14 protein-coding genes and 1 pseudogene are annotated in these 13,695 nt (G+C 69.4%); 6 read left to right on the top strand and 9 right to left on the bottom strand.

The features are described from left to right. The first annotated feature begins 115 nt into the window (after positions 1-115). The 4 genes from ACP93_RS02845 (at position 116) to ACP93_RS02830 (ending at position 4,650) form a co-directional block, all read left to right on the top strand. Positions 116-805, top strand: coding sequence for an ABC transporter ATP-binding protein (locus tag ACP93_RS02845; RefSeq protein WP_048489272.1), 690 nt, complete (start codon positions 116-118; stop codon positions 803-805). A gap of 13 nt (positions 806-818) precedes the next feature. After that, on the top strand, positions 819-1,976 hold the full coding sequence (locus ACP93_RS02840; protein WP_048489271.1) for an ABC transporter permease: 1,158 nt from the start codon (positions 819-821) through the stop codon (positions 1,974-1,976). A gap of 64 nt (positions 1,977-2,040) precedes the next feature. Beyond that, entirely contained in the window at positions 2,041-3,351 is a 1,311-nt protein-coding gene (locus ACP93_RS02835) for an ABC transporter permease (RefSeq protein WP_048489270.1), read from the top strand. Positions 3,352-3,501: 150 nt separating this feature from the next. Next, positions 3,502-4,650 carry an alpha/beta hydrolase gene (locus tag ACP93_RS02830; protein ID WP_048489269.1) on the top strand — a complete coding sequence of 383 codons (1,149 nt, stop codon included), beginning with the start codon at positions 3,502-3,504 and terminating at the stop codon, positions 4,648-4,650. A 41-nt stretch (positions 4,651-4,691) separates the two neighbouring features. On the opposite strand, the gene rarD is transcribed toward ACP93_RS02830, so the two are convergent. Together rarD and yedA are read right to left on the bottom strand one after the other, a co-directional pair. Beyond that, complete coding sequence (gene rarD, locus ACP93_RS02825; RefSeq protein ID WP_048489268.1) at positions 4,692-5,609, bottom strand: EamA family transporter RarD; 918 nt, start codon at positions 5,607-5,609, stop codon at positions 4,692-4,694. Then, positions 5,606-6,508 (bottom strand): drug/metabolite exporter YedA, encoded by a 903-nt coding sequence (gene yedA, locus ACP93_RS02820; protein ID WP_048489267.1) that lies wholly within the window; start codon positions 6,506-6,508, stop codon positions 5,606-5,608. The genes rarD and yedA overlap by 4 nt, the downstream gene beginning before the upstream one ends. Positions 6,509-7,017: 509 nt before the next feature. Here yedA and ACP93_RS02815 point away from each other — a divergent pair. After that, positions 7,018-7,509 carry a hypothetical protein gene (locus ACP93_RS02815; RefSeq protein ID WP_228135934.1) on the top strand — a complete coding sequence of 164 codons (492 nt, stop codon included), beginning with the start codon at positions 7,018-7,020 and terminating at the stop codon, positions 7,507-7,509. Positions 7,510-7,892: 383 nt separating this feature from the next. On the opposite strand, the pseudogene ACP93_RS02810 reads toward ACP93_RS02815, so the two are convergent. The 3 genes and pseudogenes from ACP93_RS02810 to ACP93_RS02800 all read right to left on the bottom strand — a co-directional run. After that, positions 7,893-8,003, bottom strand: a pseudogene (locus ACP93_RS02810) (peptidase); the annotation flags it as partial. A gap of 108 nt (positions 8,004-8,111) precedes the next feature. Beyond that, the gene (locus ACP93_RS02805; RefSeq protein ID WP_048489264.1) at positions 8,112-9,044 is read right to left on the bottom strand and encodes an MBL fold metallo-hydrolase; all 933 of its coding nucleotides are present in this window, start codon (positions 9,042-9,044) and stop codon (positions 8,112-8,114) included. Positions 9,045-9,342: 298 nt separating this feature from the next. Beyond that, complete coding sequence (locus ACP93_RS02800; protein ID WP_048489263.1) at positions 9,343-10,635, bottom strand: tryptophan--tRNA ligase; 1,293 nt, start codon at positions 10,633-10,635, stop codon at positions 9,343-9,345. A gap of 150 nt (positions 10,636-10,785) precedes the next feature. Here ACP93_RS02800 and ACP93_RS02795 point away from each other — a divergent pair, with 150 nt between their 5' ends. After that, a complete protein-coding gene (locus ACP93_RS02795; RefSeq protein ID WP_228135933.1) occupies positions 10,786-11,688 on the top strand; it encodes a hypothetical protein in 903 nt (300 codons plus the stop codon). A 70-nt stretch (positions 11,689-11,758) separates the two neighbouring features. On the opposite strand, the gene ACP93_RS02790 is transcribed toward ACP93_RS02795, so the two are convergent. The 4 genes from ACP93_RS02790 to rocF form a co-directional block, all read right to left on the bottom strand. After that, positions 11,759-11,974: a CsbD family protein gene (locus ACP93_RS02790; protein WP_010341025.1), complete on the bottom strand. Its 216-nt coding sequence runs from the start codon at positions 11,972-11,974 to the stop codon at positions 11,759-11,761. Positions 11,975-12,159: 185 nt separating this feature from the next. After that, on the bottom strand, positions 12,160-12,294 hold the full coding sequence (locus ACP93_RS02785) for an entericidin A/B family lipoprotein (protein WP_010341024.1): 135 nt from the start codon (positions 12,292-12,294) through the stop codon (positions 12,160-12,162). A 103-nt stretch (positions 12,295-12,397) separates the two neighbouring features. After that, positions 12,398-12,550 carry an entericidin A/B family lipoprotein gene (locus ACP93_RS02780; protein WP_048489261.1) on the bottom strand — a complete coding sequence of 51 codons (153 nt, stop codon included), beginning with the start codon at positions 12,548-12,550 and terminating at the stop codon, positions 12,398-12,400. A gap of 142 nt (positions 12,551-12,692) precedes the next feature. After that, entirely contained in the window at positions 12,693-13,616 is a 924-nt protein-coding gene (gene rocF / locus ACP93_RS02775; RefSeq protein WP_048489260.1) for an arginase, read from the bottom strand. Between the last annotated feature and the right edge of the window lie 79 nt (positions 13,617-13,695).

Raw genomic sequence — 13,695 nt, 5'->3', positions numbered from 1 at the left:
GCAACAACTGCACTCGCAACCGCAACCGCAACCGCAACCGCAACCGCAACGGTAATCCCTCGCCGTCATCGGCGACCGCATCGCCTCCACCTCGTCCACCGCCAGGAACACCACCATGTCCACCCTCGTCACCCTGCGCAACGTCACCAAGACCTACCAGCGCGGCCCCGAGAAAGTCCAGGTCCTGCACGGCATCGACCTGGATATCGCCCGCGGCGACTTCGTCGCCCTGATGGGACCGTCCGGCTCCGGCAAGACCACCCTGCTCAACCTGATCGGCGGGCTGGACTCGCCCAGCGGTGGCGAGATCGAGATCGAAGGCCAGCGCATCGACCGCATGAGCGGCGGACAGCTCGCCACCTGGCGCAGCCACCACGTCGGCTTCGTGTTCCAGTTCTACAACCTGATGCCCATGCTCACCGCGCAGAAGAACGTCGAACTGCCACTGCTGCTGACTTCGCTCGGCGCCGCACAGCGCAAGCGCAACGCCGAGATCGCGCTGACCCTGGTCGGCCTGGCCGACCGCCGCAACCACAAGCCCAGCGAACTGTCCGGCGGCCAGCAGCAGCGCGTGGCCATCGCCCGCGCCATCGTCTCCGATCCCACCTTCCTGATCTGCGATGAACCCACCGGCGACCTTGACCGGCGCTCGGCCGAGGACGTGCTGGGCCTGCTGCAGGAACTCAACCGCAGCCACGGCAAGACCATCGTCATGGTCACCCACGATCCCAAGGCCGCCGAGTACGCCACCCATACCGTGCACCTGGACAAGGGCGAGCTGGCCGACGCGCCGGCCGCGCACTGAGCGAGGCGATGCCATGAAGTATTTCTCGTTGATCTGGGCGCAACTGTTCCGCAGCAAGACACGGACGCTGCTGACCCTGTTCTCGGTGATCGTCGCGTTCCTGCTGTTCGGCCTGCTCGACTCGGTGCGCGTGGCGTTCACCGCCGGCGGCTCGGTGGAAGGGGTCAACCGCCTGGTCGTGGCCTCGCGCCTGTCGATTACCCAGTCGCTGCCAGTGCGCCTGGAATCGCAGATCCGCAGCGTGCCGGGCGTGCGCGACGTGACCTATGCGATGTGGTTCGGCGGCATCTACAAGGATCCCAAGGACTTCTTCCCCAACTTCTCGGTCGCGCCGAACTTCTTCGACGTGTACAGCGAATACGAGATGCCGCCGGAGCAGCTCAAGGCCTTCCGCGACACCCGCACCGGGGCGGCGGTGGGCGAAGCGCTGGCGAAGAAGCACGGCTGGAAGGTCGGCGACGTGATCCCGCTGCAGGCCACCATCTTCCCGCGCGGCGGCAGCAACGACTGGCCGTTGGAGCTGAAGGCGATCTTCCGCGCCAAGGACCGCGCCAACGTGCAGGCGGAGAACCAGTTGATGATGAACTGGAAGTACTTCGACGAGAGCAACGACTACATCAAGGGCAAGGTCAGCTGGTACACGGTGCGGCTGGACAACCCCGAGCACGCCTCGCGCGTGGCGCAGGCGATCGATGCGTTGTCGGCCAACTCCGACCACGAGACCAAGTCGCAGACCGAGTCGGCGTTCCAGCAGGCCTTCGTCAAGCAGTTCGCCGACATCGGCCTGATCGTCACCTCGATCATGGGCGCGGTGTTCTTCACCCTGGTGCTGCTGACCGGCAACACCATGGCGCAGGCGGTGCGCGAACGCATCCCGGAACTGGCCACGCTCAAGACCCTGGGCTTCCAGGACCGCACGGTGCTGACCCTGGTGATCGTGGAGTCGGTGCTGCTGATCGTGCTCGGCGGCCTGCTCGGCATGGCCCTGGCGGCGGCGGCGGCCCCGGTGCTGGCCAGCGCCAGCCGCGGCGCGCTGCCGGTGCACGCGGTGCCGGCACAGACCTGGCTGATCGGCGCGGTGCTGATGCTGGTCATCGGCGTGGTGGTCGGCCTGCTGCCGGCGCTGCGCGCGCAGCGGCTGAAGATCGTCGACGCCCTGGCCGGGCGCTGAGCCCGCGCCTTCTCTCCAGCACATCGCTGCCACGGACGGCAACGCAGACCCGAGGAACAACGCAATGAAGATGCAATGGTTATGGAATGTCCTGGCGATCGCGGCGCTGGCGATCGGCCTGGGAATCTGGATCGCCCTGCCCTGGTTCCTGGTGCTGGCGCTGGTGGCGATGCTGGCGGTCCTGTTGCTGGTCACCCGCAGCGGCCGGCTGTCGCTGGCGGCCGCGCGCATCGGCATCGCCAGCCTGCCGCAGCGCTGGGGCGCCAGTTCGGTGATCGTGGTCGGCATCGCCGGCGTGGTCGGCGTGCTGGTGGCGATGCTGGCGATGGGCCAGGGCTTCCAGACCACCCTGGACAGCACCGGCGACGACACCACCGCCATCGTGCTGCGCGGCGGCTCCCAGGCCGAGACCAACTCGGTCATCATCCGCGACCAGGTGCCGCTGATCGCCAGCCTGGCCGGCGTGGCGCGCGGCGCCGACAACCGTCCGCTGGTCTCGCCGGAACTGTCGCAGGTGGTGAACCTGCAGTCCAAGTCCGACGGCACCGACGTCAACGCGCAGTTCCGCGGCGTCGGCGAGCAGGGCTGGGCGGTGCACGACAAGGTCAAGATCGTGCAGGGCCGTCGCTTCACCCCCGGCCTGCGCGAGATCGTGGTCGGCAAGGGTGCGCAGTCGCAGTTCCGCGGCCTGCAGCTCGGCCAGACCCTGACCCTGGGCAACCAGGCCTGGACCGTGGTCGGTGTGTTCGCCAGCGGCGACGCGCATGACTCGGAGCTGTGGACCGACACCCAGACCCTGGCCACCACCTACAACCGCAGCGCCTACCAGTCGATCAGCGTGCGCACCCAGGGCCAGGACGGCTTCCGCCAGTTCAAGGCGGCGATGGACGCCGACCCGCGGCTGAAACTGGACGTGTTCACCACCCGCGAGTACTACCGCAAGCAGGGCGGCAACCTGAGCAAGGTGTTGGAGGTCCTGGGCACCTTCATCGGCACCATCATGGCGATCGGCGCGGTGTTCGGCGCGCTCAACACCATGTACGCCGCGGTCGCCACCCGCGCCCGCGAGATCGCCACCATGCGCGCACTGGGCTTTCGCGGGCTGCCGGTGGTGGTGGCGGTGATGCTGGAGACCATGCTGCTGGCGCTGCTCGGCGGGGTGCTGGGCGGACTGATCGCCTGGGCGATCTTCAACGGCTACAGCGTCTCCACGCTGGGCAGCAACTTCAGCCAGGTGGTGTTCCAGTTCAAGGTCTCGCCGCCGCTGCTGTGGACCGGGCTGAAGTGGGCGCTGGGCATCGGCCTGGTCGGCGGCCTGTTCCCGGCGCTGCGCGCCGCGCGCCTGCCGATCACCACCGCCCTGCGCGCGCTGTAGCGCCACGGCTGAACGCGCTGGGCCGGGACCGCCGTCCCGGCCCGGCCCAATGGCCGCTGACGCGTCATCGTTTCGTCATCGAAACGCGGTAGAACGGCCGCCGCCGAGGCGCTAGCCTGCGCGGCCATTTGGTTCCACGCCGCCACCCCCATGTCCTCGCGCCTGCGCCTGCTGCTCGTCCTCTGCGCCAGCCTGTGGCTGAGCGCCTGCTCCTCCACCTCGCTCAGCGACCGCCTGGTCGCGCCGGGCGGCGTGTCGCCGCTGATGGACGAGGAACGCATCCAGAGCCTGCTGGCGACCCTGCCCAACCGCAGCGGCCACGTGGTGGTGCCGGGCGGCATCCCGATCTTCTGGCGCGCCATCGACCCGGGCGACTACCACATGCGGTATCGCTACGAACACGCCGGCCGCGACGCCGGCGGCCACGAGCATGCCGACTTCGCCATGGACGTGGGCACGCCGGCGCCGGCCACGCACATGGCCCCGCGCGGCACCGTGGTGTTGCTGCACGGCTGGATGATGGACGGCGACTCGCTGCTGCCATGGTCGCTGGACCTGGCCCAGGCCGGCTACCGCAGCATCAGCATCGACCTGCGCAACCACGGCCGCTCCGGCGGCGGCCCGGCCGGCTACGGCACCCGCGAGTCCGACGACGTGGTCGCGGTGATCCGCGCCCTGCGCGCCAGCGGCGAGGTGCAGGGCCCGGTATACCTGTTCGGCGTGTCCTACGGCGCGGCCACCGCGCTGTTCGCCGCGCAGAAGCTCGGCGACCAGGTCGACGGGGTGGTCGCGATGGAGTCCTTCGCCAACGCCGGCCGTGGCATCCGCGACATGATCCCGCACATGCTCGCCAGCCGCCCGCGCGGCTGGATGGCCAGCGCGGCGATGGACCTGGCGCGCTGGCGCTATGGCGGGCAGAACCTGGACGCGGTGATCGCCAACGCCAACCAGCGCCTGGCGCTGAACCTGGACCAGGTGGACGTCACCGCCGCCGCACGCGCCGCACCGGCCTGCGTGCTGCTGTTGCACGGCAGCGCCGACCAGCACATCCCGGTGGCGCACGGCCGCCTGCTGGCGCTGGACGCGCCGCGCGCGCACTACCTGGAAATGCCAGGCGAGAACCACCTGAGCCTGCCGATGCGGCTGGACCTGCCCGCGCCGACCGTGGAGGACTGGTTCGCCGACCTGCCGGCGCAGCGCCACGACGGTCGCTGTCCGCAGCCGCTGCCGCCGCGCGCAGACCCCGAGCTGCAGCTGACGGTGAAACGGGATTCGGGAGTCGGGATTGGGGATTCGTAACAGCGGGCTGCGCTGCTTCTGCTCTTGCCAATCCCGAATCCCTAATCCCTAATCCCCGCTCGCCGCCACACGCCCGACCGCCAAAGACTTTCGCCGGCGAACAACAGCAACCCGATCCAGATCGCGGCGAAGCCGATCGCCTTGCCGGCGTCGAACGGTTCGCGGAAGAACCACACGCCCAGCAACAGCTGCAGGCTCGGCGCGATGTACTGCAGCAACCCCACCAGCGACAGCGGGATGCGTCGCACACCATAGGCGAAGCCGATCAGCGGCACCGCGGTGACCACGCCGCCGAACACCAGCAGCAGGTCGTTGCGCCAGCCCCACTCGCCGGCGAAGCCGCCGCCGTGGCCGGCCTCGCCCCACAGCACGAAGCCCAGCGCCGGCAGGAACAGGTACAGGCTCTCCACGCCCAGCCCGGCCACCGCGTCCACCTGCACCAGCTTGCGCAGCAGGCCGTACAGCCCGAACGAGCCGGCCAGGCCCAGCGCGATCCACGGCAGCGTGCCGGCGTCGACGGTCAGCCAGGCCACGCCGAGCGCGGCGCAGGCCACCGCCAGCCACTGCAACGGGCGCAGCCGCTCATGCAGCACCAGCACCCCGAGCAGCACGTTGACCAGCGGATTGATGAAGTAGCCCAGGCTGGTCTCGATCACATGGCCGGCATTGACCGCCCAGATGTACAGGCCCCAGTTGAAGGCGATCGCCAGGCTGCTCAGCGCCAGCGTGGCCAGCGCGCGCGGCTGCGCGGCGATGCGTCGCCACCACTGCAGGCGCGCGCTGTACACCAGCCAGGCCACCACCAGCAGCGTGCTCCAGACGATGCGGTGGGCGATGATGTGCGGCGATGGCACCGCCTGCAGCAGGTGCCAGTACACCGGCACCACGCCCCATAGTGCGAAGGTCGCCGCGGTGATCCACAGCCCGCGCCGCGCCTCCTGCCCGGCGACCACGGTCATCGCCGGGTCCTCGCCACGGTGATCACCACCACGCCGGCCAGGATCACCGCCATCGCGCCGAAGTCGCTGGCGCTGAAACGCTCCTGGCCGAGCCAGCTGCCCAGCGCCACCGCGATCACCGGATTGACGTAGGCATAGCTGCCGGCCAGCGCCGGGCGCACGTTCTGCAGCAGCCACACGTAGGCGGTGAAGGCCACGATCGAGCCGAACACGCACAGGTAGGCCACCGCCAGCATCCCCTGTGCGCTCGGCAAGGTGTGCAGGCGCTCGCCGCTCAACAGGCCGATCGCCACCAGCATCACGCCGCCGCACAGCATCTGCCCGGCGGCGGCCATGAACGGCATCGGCAGGTCGCGCCCGCGCGACCACACCGAGCCGAACGCCCAGCCGACCGGCGCGATCAACAGCAGCACCAGGCCCAGCGGGCTGGCATTGAGGCTGCTGCCGGCATTGAGCCACACCACGCCGGCGAAGCCGACCACGATCCCCAGCCATTCGCCGCGGCTGGCGTGATGGCCGCGCAGCGTGCCGAACAGCGCCATCCACAGCGGCACCGAGGCCACCGCCACCGCCGCCAGCCCCGAGGACACCTGGCGCTCGGCCAGCACCACCAGGCCATTGCCGCAGACCAGCATCAGCGCACCGAGCATGGCCAGCGGCCGCCACTGCGCGCGCGTGGGTGCGGCCACCCCGCGCCAGCGCAGCACCGCGTACAGCACGCTGCCGGCGATCACGAAGCGGGTTCCGGAGACCACGCTCAGCGGCGGCGCGCCGCCCTCCAGGGCGAAGCGGATCGCCAGATAGGTCGAGCCCCAGACGACATAGACCAGGAACAGGGCGAGAACGACGAAGCCACCGCGCGCAGGTGCGGCGGCGACCGTGGAAGAAGGGGAAGACATGCGTGCACGCGGAACGGGTATGGCGCAATTCTAGGGCAGCGGCCACGGGCGGCGACAGCCACGCGCGGTGCCGCCGACGGCACGCTGTTTTGCGCAATCCCGCTGCGGGACGGCTGCCCATGCTTCGTCCAGTCCTCGGCGGCAGTCGCAGGCACCCCATCAGGTCGTCCCACGCCCGCGCCACGCGCCGGCAGGGAAATGGAATCGACTTCGCGTCCGCAGCGTGTCGCGGGATACGGTTCGGATGCTCTCGCGCCGACTGCACCGGGACGTCCATGGCAGCGCAGCCGTCGCCGGTGCAGGTACATCGCGACATCCAGAAACACCTAAGAGTCCGTTCAGCCGGATGGGCGTATCAGTGCGCCAATACCTCTGCGCGCTGGGCCCCGACCATGGCCATCGAGACTGCACTGTCGCCGCTCGGCACCGTCAATCCTTACGGCACATCGCCTTATGGCTTTCCCGCATCGAGCGCCTCCAATGACGCGGGTGAGGCCGGCAATCCGGTCGTGAGCAGTAACGATCCGGCGGCCGTGCAGCAGGCCGTGGAACTGTCCGGCGAGGCCTCGGTGATCTTCAGCCTCGGCGGCCTTGCGGGAAGCACCCTGGCCGACACGGGCCTGACCTACAACGCGGCCGGGTTGTTCAACAGCATCGTCAGCGCCGGCCCGGCCGATGCGGCCTCGGCCAACGGCACCGCCGGTTCCACCACCGGGTCTTCGACGCCGACCACCGGCACCGGCACGTCGACCTCGGCGGCCACCTCGCCGTATCCCAGCCTCGACCAGGCCACCCAGACCTACGACCAGGGCCTGCTCGGCACCATCACCGCGCCACCGTCGACGCCGGGCCTGTACAACGCCAACGGCGTCTTCAGCAGCCAGGGCCTTACCCCGCAGCTGTCGTCGCTGCTGCAAGCCAATCCCAGCCTCAGTGGCACGGTGACCGGCGACATGCTCAACCAGGGCATCATCGGCGGGTTGATCGACACCACCGCCTGAGCAGTGCGGCATGGTCGCCTTGCGGCGACCGCATGCGCCTGGCACGGTAGAAACGGTTTCAGATCACTTCTAGAGCGCGCTTTTCGCGGCCTTGCCGAACACCGCGCTGTTCTCTCGTAGGAGCGGCTTCAGCCGCGACAGGCATTGCTGGTAACGCCCCGTCGCGGCTGAAGCCGCTCCTACGGGTGGCCTTGCGCCGCCAGCGAAGATCCACTTCTACCGCGCACCCAGCGCAACGCCCGCGTCGCCCGCCATCGCCAACGGCCCCGGCACTGCGCAGCCAACGTGCTGCGATGGCACTTGTGTGTCGCTCGACGCGACATCGCTCAGCCCGGCATCGCCGGACCACAGGCTTCGGAGGGATCGCAGGACGCCGGCAACGCGTGCCGCTCCAGCGCGTCGGCATCGCCGCCCGCATCGCCTGCCAGCGCATCGTTGGCCGCCTGTGCCGCACCTCCCATGAACAGGGAAGCGGACAGCAGCAACATGCGCATCGGGTTCACGGTCACGACCTGGCAACAAGGGGGCCACACAGTGTAGAGAATGACGTCGTGCCGAGACAGCGCGGCGACGCAGCCGCGTGCGTGGGATCGAAGCGCCGTTCAGCGCGCGGGACGATCCAGCCAGCAGGCCAAGCCCTGCGCATTGAGCTCGATGTCCATGTGCAGCACGCGCTCCACGCCGGCATCGTCCAACGGGCAGCCATGCAGCCGCGCCCGCTCCAGATACAGCGCGGTCAGCGCCGCGACCAGGCAGCGATGGCGGTCGGAGCGGCCGTCGCAGCCGCGCGCGATCGCCACCATCGCCTCCAGTTGCTCCAGCAGTTCCGCCGCCAGCGTGTCGGCGCCCTCCACCGGACCGTAATGGGTGAGATACAGCGTTTGCGGCGCGTAGCCGAGCATGCGCTGGATCGAGGCCTGCATCGCCTCCGGCTCGAACTGCACCGGCGACGAGGTCGGGATCGCGAACGCGCCGCGCGCGCTGTCCAGTTCGCGGTAGGACAGGCCGAAGGTGTCGCCGCTGAACCAGCTGCGGCTGCGTGCGTCCCACAAGCACAGGTGATGGCGCGCGTGCCCGGGCGTGTCGATGCACAGCAGTTCGCGCCCAGCCAGCGCCACACGATGACCGTCCTCGGCTACCACCACACGCTCTGCCGGCACCGGCACAATGGTGCCGTAGCTGCGCGCCATCTCCGCTTCGCCGTACACCGCGGTCGCGCCAGCGATCAGCCGCGCCGGATCGATCATGTGCGGCGCGCCGCGCGGATGCACCAGCAGGCGCGCGTTCGGCAGGTGCTGCAGCAGCGCACCGGCGCCACCGGCGTGGTCCAGGTGCACGTGGGTGAGGATCAGCCAGTCCACGTCGGCCGGCGCCAGACCGGCGTGCGCCAGGGCGTCCAGCAGCACCGGCACGGCATGGCTGGTGCCGCAGTCGACGAAGGCGCCGCGCCCGTTCTCCACGATCAGGTAGGCGGCATCGAACTGCGCGCGCTGGAAGCCGGTATCGACGAGATGGATGCTGGGATCGCGTGGCATGGCGCAGAAGCGTGGCTGGGCGAGGCTCCATTCTAGGCGGTATGGAGGGCGCTGCGAGTGCTGTGCGGCAAGGGCCGAATGAGGACGGATGACGGAACCGCCCCGACGACCGCGAGCGCCCATGGTGGGAGGGACTTCAGTCCCGACGGCATGCGGCCGGCGGACACCCGCGCTTGGTATCGCCACAGGACGCGCCGTGTGACGTGTAGGACCTTGTAGGAGCGGCTTCAGCCGCGACGCTTTGCCGTTGAGGCGTCGCGGCTGAAGCCGCTCCTACGAAGGACCGCCGTGCGAGCGCTCAGCCCGCCTCGCGCAGCCGCGCCAGCGCTGCCAGCACCGTCTCGGCCGGTGCTTCCAGGGTCACAGGCGCTGCCTGCAGCACGTCCGACTGCGCGGCCTGCTTGAGCGCGGCGATGGTCTGCCCGGCGTCGCGCGGCGAGGCGAAGCCGCCGCTCTGCAACAGCAGCACGCCCTCGCCATCGAGCAGCTTGAAGTAGAACTGGCCGTCGGCCTCGCGATACTGCTTGAAGCTTGGCAGCGCTGGCTTCGCCGTCACCGCTTCGGTGGCGCCGCCGGCCTGCGCCGACAGGTCGCGCAAGCCCACCGCGTGCCGCAGCTCGGCCAGGAACGGGATCGCATAGCGTTCGCGCAGGCGCTGCGCGTTGTCGCGCAGGATCGCCTCGATGTCCTGCGGGCGCGCCATCAGCGCCTCGTAGCGCACCCGCATCGGCGCGATCTCGGCATCGATGCGCTCGAACAGCTGCTGCTTGGCCTCGCCCCAGCCGATGCCGGTCGCGAACGCCTGCGCGAACGCGGCCGTCTCCTCGGCGCTGGCGAAGGCCTGGTACAGCTGGAACAGCGCCGAGCCCTCGGTGTCCTTCGGCTCGCCGGGGGCGCGCGAATCGGTGACGATGGCGAACACCCGCTTCTTCAACTCCTCGCGCGGGGCGAACAGCGGAATGGTGTTGTCGTAGCTCTTGCTCATCTTGCGCCCGTCCAGCCCGGGCAGCGTCGCCACCTGCTCGTCGATCAGCGCGTCGGGCAGGACGAAGTGCTCGCGGCCGTAGACGTGGTTGAAGCGCTGCGCGAAATCGCGCGCCATCTCGATGTGCTGGATCTGGTCGCGGCCGACCGGCACCTGCTGCGCCTTGAACAGCAGGATGTCGGCGGCCATCAGCACCGGGTACATGAACAAGCCGGCGGTGACCCCGGCATCGTCGTCCTCGCCGTCGGCGCGGTTCTTGTCCACCGCGGCCTTGTAGGCGTGCGCACGGTTGAGGATGCCCTTGCCGGCGACGCAGGTCAGGAACCAGGTCAGTTCGTTGGTCTCCGGCACGTCCGACTGGCGGTAGAACCACACCTGCTTCGGATCCAGCCCCGCCGCCAGCCAGGTCGCCGCGATCTCCAGGGTCGAGCGCTGGGTCCGCGCCGGGTCCTGCGCCTTGATCAGGCTGTGCAGGTCGGCCAGGAAGAAGAAACTCTCGATGCCAGGGCGCCGGCTGGCCTGCAGCGCGGGACGGATGGCGCCGACGTAGTTGCCCAGGTGCGGCGTGCCGGAGGTGGTGATGCCGGTGAGAACGCGGGTGGTCATGCGGAATGGACGGCTCGGGGGAAACCCGGCGAGTTTACCCGCTGCGCGACAACCCCGTTCCGGCGCGTGGTGCGTTCAATCCGGCGTCCCCGTCCTGGAGTCACCGCGATGCATGCTCTTGCTCCGTCCTTGCCCCGTCGTTCCCTCGCCGTGCTCGCCTTCGCTCTGGTGTGCATCGGCGGGCTGTGCGGCTTCCGTCCATGGCCTGCGCCGCCGACCTCGGCGCCGGCGGTGCAGCTGCAGGTGATCGATCGCGATGCCGGCGACGATCCGCTGCCCGCGCATGCCTGGCGCGGCGAGCGCTGGATCGCCGCCACGCCCGGCCATCGCTACGCGCTGCGCCTGACCAACCTGACCGGTGCGCGGGTGCTGGTGGTGCTGTCGGTGGACGGCGTCAACGCGGTCAGCGGCCAGACCGCGGCCAGCGACCAGCGCGGCTATGTATTGGCGCCATGGCAACAGACCGAGATCGCCGGTTGGCGCAAATCGTCCGACGACGTGGCGCAGTTCGTGTTCACCGACCTGGAGGACAGCTATGCCGCACGTACCGGGCGCCCGCGCAACGTGGGCGTGATCGGCATGGCGGTGTTCGACGAAGCGCAGGCATGGCCCGAGACCGCCCTGGGCGAACCGGGAATCGACGCCGCGAAGGTCGCCGCCGAGACCGCGCGCGCGGCAAGGCCGAGCGTCCCCGCTTCGGATGCGATACCTGCACCGGCAGCGGCCGCAAACATTCCCCAACGCAGTGCGGCCGCGCCGCTCGCGGCAGCGCCGGCGGCCGACGCGCGGGCATATGCGCGCGAGGAAAGCGCCGCTCCTTCCGTGCAGCAACGTCTGGGCACCGGCCATGGCGCGCGCGAATGGTCGCCCTCGCACGTCACCGAATTCGAGCGCGCCAGCGACGTGCCGATGCAACGGACAGAGCTGCGCTACGACAGCCGCGCGCGGCTGATCGCACGCGGCGTGCTGCCGCGGAACCTGCCGCCGCGGCGCGTGGCGGTTGCGCCAAGCGCGTTTCCCGGCGACTACGTGCCCGATCCGCCGGAGCGCTGAGCTTCCCGCGCGCCCAAAAAGCACGGGCCGCAAGGCGGCCCGTGTCGACGACGCTGCGGCGGCGGGCGCCTCAGTCGTGGTATTCCTTGCCCAGGCTGTCGCGGAACGCGTGCACTTCCTTCTCGGCGCGATCGCGCGCCCAACCGTAGCGCTCCTGCAGCTTGCCGGCCAGGTACTGCGTGTTGCCTTCGGCGACGTCAAAGTCGTCGTCGGTCAGATCGCCCCACTGCGCCTTGATCTTGCCCTTGAGCTGGGTCCACTTGCCGGCAATGATGTCTTTGTTCATGGCATCTCTCGTGATGTGTAAGCGGCGCCGTACGCCGCCCGCGCAGCATCGCGCGGCGCTCGTCGCGAGCCGATCAACGCAGCGTCAGCGATGCATGAGCATCGTGAACCGTTACGCCGTGGACGCTAGCCGAGCAAAAAAAACGGGCCGGCAAGCCGACCCGTTTTTCGAAGCTGAGACGAGGCTCAGTTCTTGGCGGCGTCTTCGACCTTCTCGCCCGCCTTCTGCACGTCCTTGCCGGCACCGGCAACGGTGTTGCAGCCGGACAGCAGGCCCACCGAGAACATCGCCAGCAGCATCCACGCAAACGTACGCTTCATAGGTTCACTCCTTCATGGTCATGGAACGCGGCCACCACGGCCGCACGAAACTCGTGGATCGGTCGGGCGCGGAGCGCGTCGCCGCCGCGATCGACCGGGGCGCTCAGCACTTGCCGGCGCTGCAATCGTCCGCCTTGTTTTCCACCTTCTGGCCCGCCTTCTGCATGTCCTTGCCGGCGCCGGCAACGGTGTTGCAGCCGGTCAGGACACCAGCGCAGAACAGGGTCAACATCAACAGGGTGGTCAGTCGCTTCATCGTGGTCGTCCTCGTCAATCGCAGGTGGTCGGGTGGGCGGCGATAGGCGTCGCCGCACTACCGTCTGGCGGTGAATCTGCCGTCACGACTGTGGATTTCACGTGAATGAACCGGCGACCCATTCAGGCTGAGGCCGCGCTGATCAGTCCCGCATCAGCGTCGATTTGCCGAACAGGCTCTCCACCAGGTCCACCGCCAGTTCCGCGGTCAGGTTGCGGTGGTCCAGCACTGGATTCAGCTCCACGATGTCCAGCGAGGCCATGCGCCCGCTGTCGGCGATCATCTCCATCACCAGCTGCGCCTCGCGGTAGTTGGGCCCGCCCGGCACGGTGGTGCCCACGCCCGGGGCGATGCTGGGGTCGAGGAAGTCCACGTCGAAGCTGACGTGCAGGTGGGTGTCGGCGTCGAGCCCGTCCAGCGCCGCCTCCATGGTCCGCTTCATGCCCATCTCGTCGATGTAGCGCATGTCGTACACGTCGACGCGATGCTGCTTGATCAGCCGCTTCTCGTCCGGGTCGACCGAGCGGATGCCGATCTGCCGCACCTGCTCCGGACGCAGCGCCGGCGCGCTGCCACCGAGTTCGGTCAATGCTTGCGGGCCCAGCCCACACAGGCAGGCCACCGGCATGCCGTGCACGTTGCCCGACGGGGTGACCTCGCTGGTGTTGAAGTCCGAGTGCGCGTCCAGCCACAGCACGCGCAGCTTGCGGCCCTGCTCGCGGCAATGCCGCGCCACCGCGGTGATCGAGCCGATCCCCAGGCAGTGGTCGCCGCCGAGCACGATCGGCATGCGCCCGGCGCGCAGTTCGGCATAGCTGGCTTCCATCAGCGCACGATTCCAGGCCACCACCTCGTCCAGGTGGCGATAGCCGTCCACCGGCGCCTGCCAGGGATTGCGCGGGCCGTCGATGTTGCCGATATCGCGCACCTCCACGCCGCGATTGGCCAGCGCCTCGTGCAGGCCGGCGATGCGCAGCGCCTCCGGCCCCATGCGCGCACCCCGGTGGCCGGCCCCGATGTCGGTGGGAACGCCGATCAGGGACACCGGCAGAAAAGACGACTTCATGCGCATACGCTCCAGCCAAAAAAGTGACCCAGTCTAGCGGGACCGGCATGACACGACTCGCCGCGCCGCAGCAGGCGGC

Origin of the sequence: Xanthomonas sp. NCPPB 1128, from assembly GCF_001043115.1 — a bacterium.
In the GTDB taxonomy this organism is placed as follows: domain Bacteria; phylum Pseudomonadota; class Gammaproteobacteria; order Xanthomonadales; family Xanthomonadaceae; genus Xanthomonas_A.
The sequence above is the reverse complement of the archived record's forward strand: the minus strand, read 5'-3'. Positions and strand labels throughout refer to the sequence as shown.

Coding starts and splice junctions, on each gene's coding strand:
- ACP93_RS02805 (WP_048489264.1), bottom strand. CDS start 9,044: ATGCCACGCGATCCCAGCATCCATCTCGTCGATACCGGCTTCCAGCGC.
- ACP93_RS02835 (WP_048489270.1), top strand. CDS start 2,041: ATGAAGATGCAATGGTTATGGAATGTCCTGGCGATCGCGGCGCTGGCG.
- ACP93_RS02785 (WP_010341024.1), bottom strand. CDS start 12,294: ATGAAGCGTACGTTTGCGTGGATGCTGCTGGCGATGTTCTCGGTGGGC.
- ACP93_RS02845 (WP_048489272.1), top strand. CDS start 116: ATGTCCACCCTCGTCACCCTGCGCAACGTCACCAAGACCTACCAGCGC.
- ACP93_RS02790 (WP_010341025.1), bottom strand. CDS start 11,974: ATGAACAAAGACATCATTGCCGGCAAGTGGACCCAGCTCAAGGGCAAG.
- rarD (WP_048489268.1), bottom strand. CDS start 5,609: ATGACCGTGGTCGCCGGGCAGGAGGCGCGGCGCGGGCTGTGGATCACC.
- ACP93_RS02830 (WP_048489269.1), top strand. CDS start 3,502: ATGTCCTCGCGCCTGCGCCTGCTGCTCGTCCTCTGCGCCAGCCTGTGG.
- rocF (WP_048489260.1), bottom strand. CDS start 13,616: ATGAAGTCGTCTTTTCTGCCGGTGTCCCTGATCGGCGTTCCCACCGAC.
- ACP93_RS02780 (WP_048489261.1), bottom strand. CDS start 12,550: ATGAAGCGACTGACCACCCTGTTGATGTTGACCCTGTTCTGCGCTGGT.
- yedA (WP_048489267.1), bottom strand. CDS start 6,508: ATGTCTTCCCCTTCTTCCACGGTCGCCGCCGCACCTGCGCGCGGTGGC.
- ACP93_RS02800 (WP_048489263.1), bottom strand. CDS start 10,635: ATGACCACCCGCGTTCTCACCGGCATCACCACCTCCGGCACGCCGCAC.
- ACP93_RS02840 (WP_048489271.1), top strand. CDS start 819: ATGAAGTATTTCTCGTTGATCTGGGCGCAACTGTTCCGCAGCAAGACA.